The organism is Lactobacillus sp. YT155 (genome assembly GCF_030504545.1).
Taxonomy (GTDB): domain Bacteria; phylum Bacillota; class Bacilli; order Lactobacillales; family Lactobacillaceae; genus BQUT01.
In genome coordinates this window covers 282,554-300,243 of record NZ_JAUKWP010000001.1, presented here as the reverse complement: position 1 = coordinate 300,243, position 17,690 = coordinate 282,554, and the positions used below count along the sequence as shown (strand labels likewise).

Annotated in this window: 17 protein-coding genes; 11 read left to right on the top strand and 6 right to left on the bottom strand. The window is 35.3% G+C overall.

Annotated features, from left to right (window positions below; translation table 11 throughout):
* Nucleotides 1–84: 84 nt before the first annotated feature.
* Nucleotides 85–1,512: a PTS sugar transporter subunit IIC gene (locus Q2T76_RS01585; RefSeq protein ID WP_302083904.1), complete on the top strand. Its 1,428-nt coding sequence runs from the start codon at nucleotides 85–87 to the stop codon at nucleotides 1,510–1,512.
* Nucleotides 1,513–1,549: 37 nt separating this feature from the next.
* On the top strand, nucleotides 1,550–2,452 hold the full coding sequence (locus tag Q2T76_RS01580) for a haloacid dehalogenase-like hydrolase (protein ID WP_302083484.1): 903 nt from the start codon (nucleotides 1,550–1,552) through the stop codon (nucleotides 2,450–2,452).
* Nucleotides 2,453–2,525: 73 nt separating this feature from the next.
* On the opposite strand, the gene Q2T76_RS01575 is transcribed toward Q2T76_RS01580, so the two are convergent.
* Complete coding sequence (locus Q2T76_RS01575; protein ID WP_302083482.1) at nucleotides 2,526–3,431, bottom strand: proline-specific peptidase family protein; 906 nt, start codon at nucleotides 3,429–3,431, stop codon at nucleotides 2,526–2,528.
* Between the two features lie 108 nt (nucleotides 3,432–3,539).
* Here Q2T76_RS01575 and Q2T76_RS01570 point away from each other — a divergent pair, with 108 nt between their 5' ends.
* From Q2T76_RS01570 to Q2T76_RS01550, 5 genes are all read left to right on the top strand, one after another.
* Nucleotides 3,540–3,914, top strand: a complete 375-nt coding sequence (locus tag Q2T76_RS01570) for a CrcB family protein (RefSeq protein WP_302083480.1) — start codon at nucleotides 3,540–3,542, stop codon at nucleotides 3,912–3,914.
* On the top strand, nucleotides 3,914–4,261 hold the full coding sequence (locus Q2T76_RS01565) for a CrcB family protein (protein WP_302083478.1): 348 nt from the start codon (nucleotides 3,914–3,916) through the stop codon (nucleotides 4,259–4,261). The genes Q2T76_RS01570 and Q2T76_RS01565 overlap by 1 nt, the downstream gene beginning before the upstream one ends.
* Nucleotides 4,262–4,339: 78 nt before the next feature.
* Complete coding sequence (helD, locus tag Q2T76_RS01560) at nucleotides 4,340–6,646, top strand: RNA polymerase recycling motor HelD (protein WP_302083476.1); 2,307 nt, start codon at nucleotides 4,340–4,342, stop codon at nucleotides 6,644–6,646.
* Nucleotides 6,647–6,710: 64 nt separating this feature from the next.
* Entirely contained in the window at nucleotides 6,711–8,324 is a 1,614-nt protein-coding gene (locus Q2T76_RS01555) for an ATP-binding protein (RefSeq protein WP_302083474.1), read from the top strand.
* Nucleotides 8,314–9,000, top strand: coding sequence for a response regulator (locus Q2T76_RS01550; protein WP_302083473.1), 687 nt, complete (start codon nucleotides 8,314–8,316; stop codon nucleotides 8,998–9,000). The genes Q2T76_RS01555 and Q2T76_RS01550 overlap by 11 nt, the downstream gene beginning before the upstream one ends.
* Nucleotides 9,001–9,017: 17 nt before the next feature.
* On the opposite strand, the gene Q2T76_RS01545 is transcribed toward Q2T76_RS01550, so the two are convergent.
* From Q2T76_RS01545 to Q2T76_RS01525, 5 genes are all read right to left on the bottom strand, one after another.
* A complete protein-coding gene (locus Q2T76_RS01545) occupies nucleotides 9,018–10,016 on the bottom strand; it encodes an NAD(P)-dependent oxidoreductase (RefSeq protein ID WP_302083471.1) in 999 nt (332 codons plus the stop codon).
* A 15-nt stretch (nucleotides 10,017–10,031) separates the two neighbouring features.
* Nucleotides 10,032–11,111 (bottom strand): AEC family transporter, encoded by a 1,080-nt coding sequence (locus Q2T76_RS01540; protein ID WP_302083469.1) that lies wholly within the window; start codon nucleotides 11,109–11,111, stop codon nucleotides 10,032–10,034.
* Between the two features lie 616 nt (nucleotides 11,112–11,727).
* Nucleotides 11,728–11,949 (bottom strand): hypothetical protein, encoded by a 222-nt coding sequence (locus tag Q2T76_RS01535; RefSeq protein WP_302083467.1) that lies wholly within the window; start codon nucleotides 11,947–11,949, stop codon nucleotides 11,728–11,730.
* Between the two features lie 50 nt (nucleotides 11,950–11,999).
* Nucleotides 12,000–12,614, bottom strand: a complete 615-nt coding sequence (locus Q2T76_RS01530) for an alpha/beta fold hydrolase (RefSeq protein ID WP_302083466.1) — start codon at nucleotides 12,612–12,614, stop codon at nucleotides 12,000–12,002.
* A 360-nt stretch (nucleotides 12,615–12,974) separates the two neighbouring features.
* Nucleotides 12,975–13,541: a GDSL-type esterase/lipase family protein gene (locus Q2T76_RS01525; protein WP_302083464.1), complete on the bottom strand. Its 567-nt coding sequence runs from the start codon at nucleotides 13,539–13,541 to the stop codon at nucleotides 12,975–12,977.
* Between the two features lie 66 nt (nucleotides 13,542–13,607).
* On the opposite strand from Q2T76_RS01525, the gene Q2T76_RS01520 reads away from it, so the two are divergent.
* From Q2T76_RS01520 to Q2T76_RS01505, 4 genes are all read left to right on the top strand, one after another.
* A complete protein-coding gene (locus tag Q2T76_RS01520; RefSeq protein ID WP_302083462.1) occupies nucleotides 13,608–14,120 on the top strand; it encodes a GNAT family N-acetyltransferase in 513 nt (170 codons plus the stop codon).
* Nucleotides 14,121–14,129: 9 nt separating this feature from the next.
* Complete coding sequence (coaA, locus tag Q2T76_RS01515) at nucleotides 14,130–15,056, top strand: type I pantothenate kinase (protein WP_302083460.1); 927 nt, start codon at nucleotides 14,130–14,132, stop codon at nucleotides 15,054–15,056.
* 213 nt (nucleotides 15,057–15,269) lie between these two features.
* A complete protein-coding gene (locus Q2T76_RS01510) occupies nucleotides 15,270–16,481 on the top strand; it encodes a MucBP domain-containing protein (protein ID WP_302083458.1) in 1,212 nt (403 codons plus the stop codon).
* A gap of 105 nt (nucleotides 16,482–16,586) precedes the next feature.
* Nucleotides 16,587–17,594: a DUF5105 domain-containing protein gene (locus Q2T76_RS01505; protein ID WP_302083456.1), complete on the top strand. Its 1,008-nt coding sequence runs from the start codon at nucleotides 16,587–16,589 to the stop codon at nucleotides 17,592–17,594.
* Nucleotides 17,595–17,690 lie beyond the last annotated feature (96 nt).

Genomic DNA, 17,690 nt, shown 5'->3' with positions numbered 1-17,690 from the left:
TTTGTACACACAAATATTAAATGTTACAATAATTTTGTAAACGTATACAAAACGAAATTATTAGGACAGGAGAGAAGAAAAATGATGGACAAATTGACAAAGTGGATGGAAAAACATTTCATTCCCATTGCCGCAAAAATTGGTAATGAAAAACATCTAATTGCTTTGCGTGATGCATTTATCGGAACCATGCCCGCAGTTATGGCTGGATCATTAGCAACAATGATTAATGCGTTAATTCGTGATTTACCAACACAGTTTTTCCCAAATTACGATGGAACAACCATTCCAGTTATTAAGGAAATTATTTCAGTTAATGGATTCATGTGGAATGGTAGTTTAGCTATTGTTGGATTGGTATTCGCATTTTCATGGGGATACAACTTAGCTAAGATGTACAAAGTTGACGCATTAGCCGGTGGTATCGTAGCTTTAGCAGCCTCATTCATGGGACTAGCTATGAACTACAAAGGAAATCTTGCAGTTAGCTTGCCAGGTAAAGCCGTTAAAGCTATTAATGAAGCAGGAGTAGCAGCAGCAAATGGATTTACTGCCACTGGGAAAGGTATTGATATTACCGCCGGTGGATGGGTTGAGTTAGGAAACCTTAGTGCAAACTTTTATTTTACAGCAATAATTACCGGATTCGTTGCACTATGGATCTTCGCAAAACTTATTCATATGAATATTGTTATTAAAATGCCTGATTCAGTACCACCTGCAGTATCAAAAGCATTCGTAGCTATTATTCCTTCAGTAGTTGCATTGTATGCATTAGCAATCTTCTACTATGTATTTTCACTATTGGTACCAGACCAATCATTCTTGGTATTTATACAAAAGATAATCGCAGAACCACTACTAGGAGCTTCACAAGGTTACTGGTCAGTTCTATTGATTACCTTCTTGGTACAACTACTATGGTTCTTTGGTATTCATGGTACCAACGTTATGGCTCCAATTTTGGAAAGTGTATTTACAGTTGCCCAATTAGCAAACATGGGATTCTACAAAGCTGGCGGAATGGCCGAAGTTGTTGACAAAGGATACATGTGGGTTCGTGGAAGTTTTGATATTTACGCATGGTTCGGTGGAGCCGGTGGTACAGTTATGATGATTCTTGCCTTGGTTATCTTCTCTAAACGTCAAGATTACAAGACAATCGGTAAACTATCACTTGCACCTGGAATCTTTAATATTAATGAACCAGTAATGTTTGGTTTACCAGTGGTTCTTAACCCAATCATGGTAATTCCATTCGTATTTGGACCTTTAGTCAGTGTATCAATTGGATACTTCGCAACAGCAGCACACTTAGTAAATCCAGTATCACAACAAGTAGTGTGGGTTACACCACCATTGATTAATGCTTTCTTAGCAACAAATGGTGACTGGAGAGCAGTTGTATGGTCAGCAATCTGTATGTTGGTAACATTCTTAATTTATGTACCATTCGTATTAGCAGCTAACAGAATGGCTAATAAGAGTGTTGACATCGAAGATGTAAATTAATTAATGTAGTTAAAAACAATAAAAGGATAATTGATTAATGGTTAAAAGATTAATAAGTGCAACAGCTTCTGAGATTGCACAAATGAATTCAGCTGAACAGTTACAATCTATCGCAGCTAGCGAAGGTCGAGTAGTTGTCAGTGAGAATGTAGTTACTAAAGACCCAGCAGTTGATGATATTTCAAATGCAGAATTAGCTAGTGCCTTTGGTGCTGACATAGTTTTATTAAATGCTTTTGATGTTTTGAATCCAGCTGTTCGTGGAATTGAAACAGACAATGATCAACAAGTTGTTAAAGAAATTAAACGACTAACTGGACGTCTAGTGGGAACTAACCTTGAACCAGTGAACTTGCATGCTGATATGGTAGAAGACATGATTGAAATACCTGAGGGACGTCAAGCTACCAAGACATCACTTGCAGCCGCTGAGAAGTTAGGATTAGATTTCATTTGTTTGACAGGTAATCCAGGAACTGGTGTTGATAATTCGACAATCGTTGAAGCAGTCAAACTAGCTAAGGATATCTTTAGTGGTTTTATCATTGCAGGGAAAATGCACGGAGCTGGAGTCAATGAACCAGTTGTTGATATAGATACCGTTAAGAGTTTGTTAGAAGCAGACACTGATGTTATCTTGGTACCAGCTGTGGGGACCATTCAAGGATTCAGTGATGAGAAGTTATTAGAAGTCTGTGACTTAGTCCATGAACAAGGTAAGTTAGTTATGTCGACTATTGGAACCAGTCAAGAGACTTCAAGTGTGAATACAATTGAGAACATTGCCTTGAGAAATAAGGTGTGTGGGGTTGATATTCAACATATTGGAGATGCAGGATTTGGAGGAGTTGCCACAGTTGAGAACATTTATGCCTTAAGTGTAGCAATTCGTGGAGTTAGACATACACTTGCCAGCATGGCTCGTTCTATTAACCGTTAATATTTATCCAACTTTATATACGTTTGTCTTGGAGACAACAGAAAAAGGCCACTCATTTGAGTGGTCTTTTTTTTTAATCATTGAAGTCGTTGTTTTCAACGTCTTTAATGAATTGTTTGAGATTCTTGAAATAAACTTCTGGATTATCCATCATGTGATGATGACCACCATTTGGTGTGGTTACCAATCTTGCATGAGGGATTTTTTCTTGCATAATTTTTGCGGTCGAAATTGGCATACTTTCGTGTTCACCAAAAGTAATCAAAGTAGGTACAGTGATGTTCTTAAGGTGGTCTCTGAAATGCCAATCGCCTAATTTGCCAGTAATAACAAATTCATTGTCTCCTTGAAAGACATTATAAACTGGCGTTGCCATGGTTGATACTAAGTGTGAAATTGCTACTGGTTGACGGCGGTCGATATATTCAGCATTCAAAACGTCCACGTAGCTTTGATAAGTTGGATCATCTAAGTCGTTTTTGGCTTCGATTTCTTCCATATACTTAACTTTTTCGGGACCTAATGCATCAAGACGACATTGATTAATACTTGTAACATATTCGTCAATTTCATCAACCATGCTAGAAATGATAGCACCTTTTAAGTGTTGACCGTATTTTTCGGCATACATTTGTACTAAGGCTCCACCCCAAGATTGTCCGATTAGATAAAAGTCATCTAATCCAAGTTTTTGGCGAACTTCTTCGACTTCATCCAAGAAGTAGTCATAAGTTAAATATTTCTCGGCTATTGCTGGATCAGAGTAGTCGGGTTGGTCTGAGTAAAATGATCCTAATTGATCGTACATTGATACTTGAACACCGAGATCGGCTAATTCGTCACCGAAGTTTTCCCAATATTCATGTGTTCCACCAGGGCCACCATGGAGGCAGAGTAACTTAATGTCTCCGTGTCCAACAGTTCTGGTCCAAAGATGGTATCCATTATCTAAAGTAATAATTTTTGTTCCTTGATTCATTGTTGACACCTCCGTAATGAACTTATTGTATATCTTTTCAAAAGAAAAAACATATTTTACTGAGAATTAAAGTATAATAGATAAGCGAAAAAGATTTTGGAGAAGAATATGACAGTATTTTTGATTGCATTATTTGGTGGATTGGGAGGACTCAGTCGTTACTTGATTAGTCTCAATGTTCCTAATGTCTGGGGATTTCCAATTGCGACTTTGTTGATTAATTTAGTCGGTAGTTTTGTATTGCCAATTTGGAATAATCATTGGGGATTAAAATTTGATAATAAATGGCATGTGGCTATTGGCACAGGATTCATCGGGGCGTTTACTACTTTCTCAGGGGTTGTAATTGATCTAATCAAGATGAATTTGACCCATAATTATTCGGGATTAATTGCATACCTAATTCTTTCAATTGTTGGTGGATTACTGGCGGCTATGTTAGGAATTCAGCTTGCTAACAAAGTCCGGAAAGGGGCCGAATAATGAGCTTCTTGGTGGTTTTTGCAGGTGCAGGTATCGGAGCAGTTCTGAGATATTTATTCACCAAATATGCTAACTTTTTCAAAATCGATTATAAAATCGGGGCAACTTTTGTCATTAACATTGTCGGTAGTTTCATTCTGGGACTGGCTTTGAAGAACTTCTCGGCAAGTTCTCTGATATATCTGCTGATTGGTACAGGTTTTTGTGGAGGACTAACAACTTTTTCCACCTTTAACTCAGAATTAATGGGGTTATTTTATGATAAAAAGTATGTCGTTTTCGGAATTTATTTAACTACCAGCTATATTGTGGGAATCTTGGCTGGAATCATTGGATATTATGCGTAGAATGGGGTCATTGTTTGCGTTTCCAGTGAGAAAATGATATGATTATTTATCGTATTTTGAAGTAAATGAGGGATTGTCTTGAGTGAGAATAGTCAAAAGAAACTAGAGCAACAAAGGCTCGATGATGTAGTTTCAAAAATTAAAATTAGCGAAGTCAAAATGAAAAATAATATTGACCGCGCTAAAGAAGATATCGAAGGAATCAATGAAACTTTTCATGACGATGTTCATGTAGGTCTTGGGGACGATTCCATTGCTATGGATTCAGCGTTATCAATTCATCAACAGCAACAAATGTTGAATGAACGTAATAATAGTTGGCAACAATCGAAGCAACGTTTGAATATCTTACAACAATTAGAAAAAACACCGTACTTTGCTCGGTTAGATTTTGAAGAGCAAGGTGAGGGTAAAAAAGAAACAGTTTATATTGGTTTGAGTTCTTTTACTGATACCGATGATGAGAATAACTTCTTAATCTATGATTGGCGTGCGCCAATTTCATCAATTTATTATGATGGTAATCTGGGCGAAGTGGAATATGAAACTCCAGATGGCATGCAAAAAGTTAATCTTTATTTGAAACGTCAATTTTTAGTTGAAAATGGTATCATCAAGAACTATTTCGATACACAAGAAACTATTGGTGATCAGATGTTACTTGAAGTGCTAGATGATAAGTCATCAACGCACATGAAGAACATTGTTAAAACCATTCAACGTGAACAAAACAAGATTATTCGCGATACTGATTCACAATTGTTATTTGTTCAAGGTGCTGCTGGTTCAGGAAAAACTTCGGCAATTTTGCAAAGGGTAGCTTTCTTACTTTATCGTTACCGTAAGAATTTGAATTCTAGTCAGGTGGTAATGTTCTCACCTAACCAATTATTCAATGACTATATTGAAGATGTTCTTCCTGAGATGGGTGAGCAGAATATGGTGCAAATGACTTACTTGCAATATGTAGCACGTCGTTTGCCAAATATTAAAGTTGAGGATTTGAATCAACAATTTGTTGATAATAATGATGCTTCCAGAAAAAAAGTTAACAAGTTTGTTTCTGACTTGAAGTTCTTCAATTTAATGACTAAATATAGTAAATTACTTGGCGAATCGGGTGTCTACTTCAAGGATATCAAGCGTGATGGACAAGTGGTCATCGACAAAGAACGAATCGCTGAAATTTATTATAGTTTTGGCTCACAATATAATTTGAGCAATCGATTAGACGCAACAGTTGAGCGTCTATTGAAGATACTTAGCACCAAAATGGGTCACGAATTAAGATCCAAGTGGGTTGCTGAAGCAATTGAAAATCTTGGCAAAGAAGAATTGCAGTCTCTTTATGCAACAGCTGATCAAGAATTCAAAAATAATGAATCTGAACAGAAATTCCTTGCAAAAAAAATCGTTCAACAAGCTTATCGAGGCGTGCATAAGAAGATAGTTCGGAATCGTTTCTTTAATATTTCGGGAAACTATTTCAACTTCCTAAAGGCAGTTCCGCAGATTTGTGATTTGTCTAAATATGATATTAGCGAAGCTGAGTGGCAAGCTTTTGTTGATGATTTCAATACTAGTTTGAAGAACAAGCAGATGGCGATGGTGAATATCACACCATACCTTTACTTGTATGACTTATTGTTGGGTAAACATGGACAAACAGAAATGAAATTTGTCTTCATTGATGAAATTCAAGATTATTCTCCATTCCAATTAGCTTATCTCAAGTACAATTTCCCTAAGGCTAGATACACAATGCTGGGAGATTTGAATCAATCAATCTTCACTAAGAATGATAGTCAAAGTTTATTAGCACAAGTTCAAAAAATGTTTGATGTTGATAAGACTAGAGTGGTTCAACTAACTCATTCTTATCGTTCAACACAACAAATCACTGAATTTACTCGTGCAATGTTGACTAATGGACAGAAAATCGAGGCCTTTAGTCGTCAAGGTGATATTCCTAACATTCGCATCAACCAAGATGAGAACCAAGCAATAGAGTCAGTTATCAAGCAATTACAAGCTAACGATGCTCAAAATGATACTACGGCAATCATTGCCAAAGACTTAGAACAAGGAACGAAATTGGCCCAAGAACTTCAAGATCATGGACAAAAAGTTACTTTGATTAAGTCAGAGAATCAACGTTTGGCAGAAGGTAACTTGGTAATTCCATCATACCTAGCTAAAGGATTAGAGTTTGATGCAGTTATTGTCTGGAATGCTTCAAAAGATGAATTCGCAGAAGATGAACAACAATTAATTTATACAATTGCCTCACGGGCGATGCATAAGTTAACAATTTCAGCGATTGGTGAAATGAGTCAATTACTTGAAAACATTCCTGCTGAATTCTATAAATTAGAACGTAACTAAAACTATGCTTTTAGCATAGTTTTTTTGATATTATTAAGGTAAGTCATTCACAATAGGTAACCAAATGAAGCGAAAAATCTCATTAAGAATCATCATTATTTCATTAATTCTATTAACGGTTTCTAGTTCGTTAATTGTTTCTAATATTCTTACTTATCAAAATGTCACAGCTACTCAACGAGCTAATATTCGCAGTAATATCAAAAAAACTGCCGAAATAGTGAGTGATAGTAATCGAGTTAAGTTCGCTTTAGAACAGGGGAATACTCCCGCAAACGATAGTGAGCTGCAAAAATACACTACTTACATTCAAGACGTAATGAAAGTAGATTTTGTGGTGGTTTTAGATCAGAAATTAACTCGTTACACTCATCCTGATACCAAAGTTATTGGTAAAACTTTTAGTTCGCCCAAAGATGCCAGCAAATCTTTAAATGGAAAACCTCATTTTTCAACTAAAGAGGGAGTATTAGGAATGGGTTACCGATACTTCCAACCTATTTACAATAAACAGCATCAACAGATTGGAATGGTCTGTGTAGGGTTAACCAATAAGTCTATCGGTAGTGAGTTGGCGCAAGAACAAACCCCGATTTATATCGGCTTAGCTTTAGGATTATTCGTAGGCTTGATTGCTGCTTGGTTGGTGGCAAGTCATGTTAGAAAGTTATTGTTAGGGATGGAGCCAGAAGAGATTGCCGAGAAGGTGACTGAGATGGCTGCCATCAATAACAGTATGAGTGAAGGACTAATTGCCATTGATGATGACAAGAGAGTTCTCTCAATGAATCCAGTGGCACGAAGCTATTTCCCGCAGCAAAAAGAACAAGAGCAGCTTACTGATGAACTATTTGAGAATATCTTTGAGGCGAGTTTTTATAACCATACCAGAGTGGTTAATAAGGCAATCATTGCTAATGCTAGAGAACTAATTATCTCCGTGACTCCTCTGGAAGTTAATGGTAAGAATATTGGTGGCATGGCGGTAATCAGTGATCAATCTGATTATAAAGAGTTGACCGATCGACTATCAGGAAGTGAACAGTATATCCAATCACTACGAGCTCAAACTCACGAATTCTTGAATAAAATGCAAACAATAGTAGGTTTAATTGAGTTAAAACAATACGATGATTTAGAAAACTTCATTATGGAAACAACCAAAGAATATCGTCAGAACTTTGGTGACTTCAATGATCATATTCAGAGTCCAACCGTATCAGGATTCTTGATTGGAAAGATGCGTCAGGCTAACGAACAAGGAATTAGCTTACGTTTGAATAAAAAGAGTTTGCTTCCTAAGAAGATAGTTACCAATGAATTAGCAATTGATTTGATAAAAATTCTTGGTAATTTGATTGATAATTCTTTTGATGAATTCAATATGAATGAAGTCGAACATCCAGAAATAACTTTGGGCTTTAATTATGATGAAGAAAGTAATATTCTTATTGTTGAAGAACAAAATAACGGTTCTAATTTAACTGATGAACAAAAATCGAAAATATTTGATTTGAAATACTCCACCAAAGGAAATAATCGTGGATATGGTATGGCATTAGTTAAGCAACTAATAGATTCTAAGAATGGATTTATTGAAGCTACAAATGTAGAACCACAGGGGACATTATTTTATATTGAATTACCAATAGAAAGTTATGAGGGCGATGAAAATTAAAATACTAGTTGTTGAAGATGATCCAATGGTTAGTGAAATCAATCAATCGTATCTACAACGGACAATTGATGACACTCAATTAGAAATATCCGTGGCTAAGGATGGCTCAGCCGCCTTGAAAGAAATTACCAAACAAGATTTTGATTTAATCTTGTTAGATGTTTATATGCCAAAATTAAATGGCGATAAACTTCTGAAAGAATTACTGGAGTTGAAGAAGCATCCACAAATCATTATGCTTACTGCTGCCAATGAGTCCAAACATTTACAGTCAGCGGTGGAGTATGGCGTGCTAGATTATTTAGTTAAGCCGTTTACATTTGAACGGTTCCAACAAGCTATTGAAAAATTCCTAAAGACTCAACAATCATTAAATGATAATAAGGTCTTTTCCCAAGAAAAGATTGATTCGCTTTTCCAAAATACTAATGAAATCAAAAAAGACAATCACGACTTACCAAAAGGATTGTCGGAGTTGTCTTTACAGAAGATAAAAAAAGAAATTTCGAAAGAAGAAGGATTGTTCTCAGTTCAAGACTTGGCTCGAAAAACACAACTATCACGAATCTCGGTGAAGAAATATATAGATTATTTGCTTGATCAAGATGAGATCCAATCAGAAATTAAGTATTTAGAAATCGGTCGACCATTAACGGTATACAAAAAGAAGCTGTGATAACCACAGCTTCTTTTTTATTTCAAATCAACATCATTGTCAGTATGACCAGTTTCCAATACTTGATGGAAGTTGTCATAACTTACAGAAATCATGTCTTCCAATGCTGGTTCAGTAAATGAGCCAACATGAGCAGTCATGATTACACGAGGATAAAAGTCGTTAAGTTCGTTAACAACTTTATCAGGAAGTTCGCCATCAAATGTTTTGCCTAAGAATAGTTCTTCGTTAGGGAAAACATCAGTAGCAAAACTACCAAGTTTATTAGCCTTCAAGGCATTTAAGACTGCTTGATGATCAACTAATTCACCACGGGCAGTATTGACAAGCACTGCATCAGCTTTCATTTGTGCTAAGAATTTCTCATCAACCATTTGGTCATTTTGACCTGGGAAATAAGGAACATGGAGTGAAACAAGATCAGATTGAGTAAGTAATTCTTCAAGACTTACGAACTCAACGAATTGAGCGGCGTAGTCGCTAGGATATGGATCGTAACCAAGAACTTTAGCACCCATACCTTTGTATAGACTAGCTTCAGTTGCACCAATTTTTCCAGTTCCTACAATACCAACAGTACTTGAATGAACTTCTTTAGAGAAAAGTCCAGCTTCGACAACGAATTTGCCATTATGAGTATTGTTGGTAGCTTGAGTAGTATGTCTTAATTGCATCATTCCCAAAGTCATCGCTAATTCAGCAACAGCATAAGGAGAATAAGCAGGTACACGGGCAACTTTCATATCGAACTCAGCAGCTTTTTTTAAGTCGATATGATTGAAACCAACAGTTCTAGTGAAGACGTATTTGATACCCCACTCATTAAGTTTGGTTAGATTAGTAGCATCTCCGACACAGTTGGCACGGAGTAACACGGCATCAGAACCTTTTGCAGTTTCGATGTTATCATGAGTTAGCAACTCTTCGACAAGATTTAATTCATAATCGTATTTGTTCAAATCGTTAAAAAATGAAACTTCATTTGGACGAACACCGTAAGCAGTAATTTTGAACATAGACAAAGCCCCCTTTTAACTAAACAGACCCATATGTTTGATAATTTCTAGAATTGTAATCCAGATTGGTGTTGCAACAACCGCTAAGACTGTTGAAATTAATGAAGCGTTGGAAGCTAACAATGCATCACGATCAAAACTGATAGCATAGGCAGCAGCAACCGTAGCAGTTGGTGTAGACATCATGATAACAACAGTTGCTAAAGCAACGTAGCTAACAGGTAAGATGTTTGTAACTGTAAGGATAGTCAATAGTACTAAGTTTAGTAAAGGAATAAGCACAACTTTGTTGATACCGTAGTACCAAGAAGTTTTGTCCTTAGCAGCATCCTTGAATGAAATTGAACCTAGAGTTGCACCGATTGATAACCATGCAAGAGGTGAAGCTAAGTTTCCTAGATATTGAAGTGGTTTGAATAACCATAGAGCAGTTTGATCGATACGGAAGAAGGCAACAGAAACTGTACCACCATCAGGAACAACTGCACCATTAAGAGCTTGTTGAACGGTAACCATTGGAGCCCAATCTTGGATTAACCAAAGAATCAAACCAGCAAAAGTTGCAATAACAATTGGGTTTAGGAACATTTCTCTGATGTTCTTAGCTTCCATCTTAAGACCTGACATCTTGATGTAGGCGTATGAGTATAGGAAGATACGGTAACCAATATTGAAGATTGAACTGTACATGATACCTTTAGGACCGAAGACAGCACCAACGATAGGAATACCGAAGAAAGTGGTTGAACCAAAAGTTGTTAGAATTGCTAGAACATCTTTTTTGTCCTTAGGATATTTTGTATAAGCAAGTGGAGTAACAAAAATCATAATGATGTAGATAAGAATACCCCAAATCAAGACATTCATACCTTGAGTTAGTGTTTCACTATCAATAGGTTGCATGAATGAAGTGAAAGCAAGTGCAGGCAAAGCAACGGATAGAACAACTTTTGAAAGTACCTTACCAAAAGTTTCACCGAAAGTTTTGCGTTTTCTTAAGTAGAAACCTAAGAGAATAATAAAAATAGTTGAAGTAATTGAGCTGACAATCGCCATGTTTGTGAAAGTTGACTCAATAGCCTTAATAAAGTCCATAATAATTCCTCCAGAATTTTAAAAACGTTGTTTTAATAACGAATAAATCATATATTTAATTTGTGAAATAATGAACATTATGGAAGTAATGAAACTTTATGTAACTAATGAAAGTAAGAGCGTGACAATTTATAGTCAGAATATAGGTATAAAAAAGACCAGAATCTTTTTAGATTTTGGTCTTTTTTATTTAAGTGTGGGTCTCTGCTTCTTGAAATCTTGTCTGAATTCGAAAATTATTAGAAGATATTTTATCGTAATTTAGTATGTCACCTTACCTTAGTCTAATAAGATTGGAGGTGTTAAAATTGTTACCTGATTTAGTAAATTATTTTGTTTTTCCTCTAACTGTTGGGTTATTACTTGTAATATTTAGCAATTGGTTGGGCAAACGTTAGGTGACTTATGATTTAAGACACGACTTCTAGCAGGGTCGTGTTTTTTATGTTAAATCTAAAATAAAAAATCTCCACAGCTAGCAGACTGGGAGATTTTTTGGTGCTAATATTGTTACCAATATTAAATTATTTTGTATAAGTATTGTAGCACAAAAATATTGCAACTTTAAGTAAGATGCCAATACCAGACATTTTTTTAAAGTGTATTTCAAAATAAACTATTCATTCTCTTGAGATTTTGAAGTTGATTTTTTCTTTTTTGATCTATATAAGTCAACTACGAACAAACCTACAAAAATAACTAATAGGAAGATTTTTCCTTCCATGTCAAAATTTATAAAATTAGGAGTGAAAAAAGAAATTACTACAGATGCAAGAAAACACATTCCTAGAATTATAAAAGCTTCATTAAGGCTTTTCTTGATGTCAGATAATTTCATAAGTATAACCTCTTTCATAAGACACTATATGACAACAATTAAGTGAAAATTTAATAAAAATGATTCAGAATTTCTGCTAATGCTTTAGGGTTTTCTTCGTTTACAATATGGCCTGCATTTTCGACGATTTTCAAATCAGCGTCACTAATATTCTCTGTCAAGTATTGAGCTGATTTGAGATTGGCACGGTCTTTTTTGCCACAAATAATCAAAGTAGGACATTTAATGTTTTGTACTTCAGTACTGAAATCTAAATCTTTAATCGAATTACTCAAAACAAAAGTATCTGTTTTATCAAACGCCATGTTCTTAAAGACTGACTTTGGCAGAACTTTGAAGATTACATTTTGAATGCTAAAGATTGCTTTAGGCATTTTATAGGGCGTTCCAATTAAGACTAAAGTTTTTACTTTTTCAGGGAAATCAAGCGCATAATTTAATGCTAAAATTCCTCCTAAAGAAATCCCACACAAATCAATTTTTCCCTCAATTTCATTACAGTAGTCGATAAAAACAGAATATAAATTTGTGTAAGTTGCTTCTTTGCCATTAAGAATTGAGGACAAATCTGGACACATTACATCCTCACTAGCATCTAGGTAGGAAATTGTCTCATCCCAACTAACAGCTTTATGTCCTGACCCATGAACTAAAACCTTTTTCATTGCAGAGTTCCTATCATAATATTTATTTTATAAAAACCATTATATCATATGCTAAGTTCACAGCTTCAAAGGTCAATGGATAATTGGACTAAAAAAATAAGAGCTACCTCGGGAGAGGTTAACTCTTATTTAAAACGCATTCCAAGCAACAGAAATTTCCGCCTAAGTTAATTTTGAACCGACTTCTAACGAAATCAATTCTAAATCATCTTAGTGTTCAATTTCTCCCGTCACTTGTCACGCTCTCGTTTTAAACGCGTTCCAAGAAGCAAAGATTTCACCTAACTTATTTAATCAAGCCACTTCTTACGAAGTAATTTAATTAAATTTCGTTAGTGCTCAATCTTTAAGCGCTTCTTATCACGCTCTGTTTATCACGTTCTTTATTTTTGGCACCAATTCTTTTTCTAACAAATCATAAGCTTTGTCAGTAAAGTGCAAGCCATCACCTTGTAGTAAGGAATTTGGATTAGCGGTGGCGCGCATTTCTTTCATAATATCAACATAAGGGATGTCGTGTTCTTTAGCGACATGTTCAACGGCCAATTCAAATTGAATTTGACGAGGCCACGAACGATGTTGCTGTCGTTTGTAATCAATGTATGGTGGAGAAACAAGGACAATTTTGTCCGCACCGATACTTTCAATTATATAGTCGAGATTTGAAGTGAAATAGCCGGGTTTCATTTCGTTATTTGTCGAGACATCGTTAGCTCCAAAGAAAACTACCACGGCATCTGCTTCTAGTTTGGCAACATCGCGGTCAACATGAGTGATGGCATCGCTAGTTCTGTGACCGGGAATTGAAGCGTTAATTACTTCAGCATCGGGGAAATTATGTTTGATACGATCAGTGAAAATATCAGAAGTTTTCCCGTTAAATGAGCCCGCCAAAATAGAATCGCCGAATAAAACAATTTTTGTCATATATACACCTTTATTACTTTTTTCTATTATAATAAGAATAACATTTATTAAAGAGAGAATAAATTGATGATTGTAAGACCAATAAAAAATAATGAGTTTCAAAAGTCTCAAGAATTAGTCAAAAGAGTTTTTGAAAAGGCTGAGTTTTCTGACCATGAAGAAGTTCTAATTGGTAAGTTAAGACAGGAAACTCAATACATTCCAGAGCTGGATATTGTGGCAGTTGAAGATGATGAATTGATTGGCTATGTGATGCTATCAACAATTCAAATTGGTGACTATGCTAAAGCGCTCTGTCTAGGGCCAATCGCGGTGGCTGACGATCATCAAGGGATGGGAATCGGCGCTGAGTTAATCAAGTACGCCGAGAACATGGCAACTGATTTAGGATTTGAAGCAATTCATATTATGGGTTATCCCGAATACTATGGTAGATTTGGTTATGAAAAAGCTAGCAAGTTCGATATCTCTGTTGATTATCCCGTTGAAGATAAATATTTTTTGATTAAAGAATTAGAACCAGGCGCATTGTCTGAAGTAAAAGGATTAATTGAGTATCAAAAATCTTTCGGAATCTAGGTTAGTTATATGGATGAAATGATTAATTATGATGTATTCAATCGTGAGCAATGGCAAAAATTTCATGGGGTAAAATCACCTGTGGCAATTACCGATGCTGAATTAACTCGCTTAAAATCATTAGATGATGAAATTTCCGTGGACGATGTTCGCGTTATTTATGCGCCAATTCGTCATTTGCTTCATATCTTCATGCACCGTTTTAAAGATATGCAAAAATCCAAGGCAAAATTTTTGAATCAACCAGTTCATAACACTCCGTTTGTCATCGGAATTTCTGGAAGTGTGGCCGTTGGTAAAAGTACCACGGCTCGACTTTTGAAGTTAATGCTTGAGCGTGCCTATCCACAATACAAAGTAGAGCAAATCACGACTGATGGATTTTTATATTCAAATGAAGACCTTGAGAAAAAGGGTATTCTCGAACGAAAAGGATTTCCTGAAAGTTATGACATGCCTAAACTTTTAGAATTCTTGAGTAGGATGAAGGACAATCAAGGACCAGTTGAATATCCTAAATACTCACATCAAATTTACGATATTGTTCAAGGCGAACATTATCAAATTAATCAACCAGATATTTTAATCATTGAAGGGATCAATACTTTGCAATTGCCAGAGAGTCAACGAGTTTATGTAAGTGACTTTTTTGATTTTTCGCTGTATATTGATGCCCAAACGTCCGATATTAAGAATTGGTTTATGCAGAGATTCGAAACCTTGTTAGATTCAGCCTTCACCGATGAAACTAGTTACTATCATCAATGGGCATTGGGTGACCGTAATGAGGCTTTGAAAATGGCGGACGAAACTTGGGAGAATGTTAACTATAAGAACTTAGTTGACTACATTGAGCCCACTAAGAATCGTGCTGATTTAATTCTGCATAAAGCTAGCAATCATCAGATTGATAAAGTTTATTTGAAAAAATACTAAAAATTTTAAAACAGATGAAATAGCATTATTTACAGTTTGAAAAGAAAATAACTGATTAGTTATTTCTAACTTTAAAAAATCCGCGGTTAATTAGTAATCACGGATTTTTTTAATGGAGAAAATTATGTAAAAAACCTGATATTTAGCCGTTAATTCGTTTCAATATATTCGTATCGATGATATAATTATTTTATTATATATCGTAGGTGACAAATGAGAAACTCAATTAAAAAAATAAGTTATGCAGCTTTAATTGTCGGGATAATTTTGCCATTCTTAGTAAGTTCAGCCCAAGCGACTGCTACTGCACCGGTAAGTCAACAGGCAAAAAATGGTACAACCGTTAGAGCAAGTGGCGATATTAGCTTGAATGCCACTAATTTCCCAGATGCCAGCTTTAGAACGCAATTAGCTATATACGATACAGACAAGAACGGAAAACTTTCGGAGGACGAAATTTCAACCATTACAACTATGAAGGTTGAAAATATTTCCAGCTTAACCGGAGTTAAACTATTAACTTCCTTACGAAGACTATACATCGCTAATTCCTCAATAGCTAAGGTGGATGTGAGAGGAATGGAGTCTCTACAGTGGATTACCTATGCAGAGCACAATCCTAATTTGAAAGAGTTAGATTTGAGAGATTGTCCTAACTTGGTTACTGCCTATCATTCTAGATTCAACGAGACTGTGTTAATCAGTGCTGGTATGACGAAGTTCACTGGCTGTAATCTGGTTAAAGAACATACTGGAAATATCATCATTGATTTAGTCGAATTTATTACAATACAACCTGATGGTTCAAAAACAGCAGATTTATCGACGGTTATTTCACCAACTTTAATCGAGGTGTTTAAGGCAAGAACTCAAACAGGCTTTGATCCAGCTACTAATATTTTGACAATACCTAAGGACCAAAATGTTTCAAAATATATTGCTGGAAATGATGAAAATGGGAATGTTACTACCTGGACTTTCTATACTGATTACGATAGATATAAGCCGGTTCCTACTGGAACTGTAACAGCCAGTTATGTTGATGAACAAGGTAATAAAATTATTGCTGACGTTGTGAAATCAGGAACAGCTGGCGAAAAGTATTCTACCGATAAACTAGCTATTAATGGTTATACTTTCAAAGAAGTTCAAGGAAGTGCAACCGGAACATTTACTGAAGCAGCCCAAGCTGTAACTTACGTTTATACTAAAAACGAAGCTGCAAAAGTTGATGATCCAATCGATCCTGTGAAAAAAGATGTAAAGACAACTACCAAAATAGTTTCAAAGAAGATAACTCACAAAACAACAAAGAAACTCCCACAAACAAGTGGAATGAATACAACGTTGCTTACAGTTTCAGGAATTATTTTATTAGGAACTTTAACAAGTGCATACGCTTTGAAACGCAAAATGACTAATTAGTTAATTCTGATTTATATATTCCTGGTTAATTATTAACTAGGGATATTTTTGTGGATTATTTTATATGATATAATTTATAAATAAACTAAATATGGGGACGGAATTATGAAGAAGAAATTATGGTTTACCTTATTATTACTACCGTTGATTTTTGTTATTGTGGGATGTCAGAAGAAAGATGACGCCAGCCATTCGGTGAAAGGTCAGAATGTAACGCTTGAAGTTAAGTCTGGTAAGTTCACTGCTACAGATGATGGTGATTTGCTTGCTTTAAGAATTAAAGTAACAAATACTGGTACTAAGAAGTTGACTCTTAATAGCTATGACCTTAACTTAATTGATAATGATGGTAATAAGCTTAGAGCTACATCATATTTTGATGATGGCGATTTGAGTATTGAGAAGATAGCTAAGGGAGAAAAAGTTCAAGGATACGTGTATTTCAAAGCTAAGAAGAATACTAAGTATACTTTGAAGTATGATTCTCTTAGTGAAGATAAGAATAAAGCTAACACGGTTAAGATTGATACTAAGAAATACAAAAATGTCACAGCTGGTCTTAAAGAAGCTGCTGACGCTTATGTAAATACTGTTATTTTGGGAAAAGATGATCCTAATTACAGTAAGTATATTTCAACCAATAAAGATGACGATAAAAAAGAATTTAAAGATGCAATGAAAGATGATATTAATTCACATTTCTTTATTGATTCTGCTGATGATGCAACCGTAACTACGCTTACGGATAAAATTCAAAAATTCAATGCCGCTAACGCCGAGTTGAAAGCAAAAGTAACCATTGATGACGGTGAACCAGTTGTTCAACTTGAAGGACGTCTAATTGATCTTGGAAAATTCGATGATGATTATGAAACACTACAAGAACAAAAAGAGGATGAAGCCGAAGCAAAAGAAGACTATGACACTGATACTTATGAAGTCGCAGCTAAAGAAATGGTTGGTAAGGTAGATTCATACTTAACAACCGACAATATGAAAAAAGGCGATTACATTAAAATTAAATTTGTAAAAGACGGTAAGAAGTGGAAAGTCGATACTGATGATGATGACTTTGATTCATTAGTAAGTACCTTTAGTGGTGATGTATATTAATAAAAAAGCTAGTACTTAAATGTACTAGCTTTTTTATATTGCTTGTAACCAGTCAATGTAATCCATTGAAACGCGCCACAACTAGCAAAAAGTTCC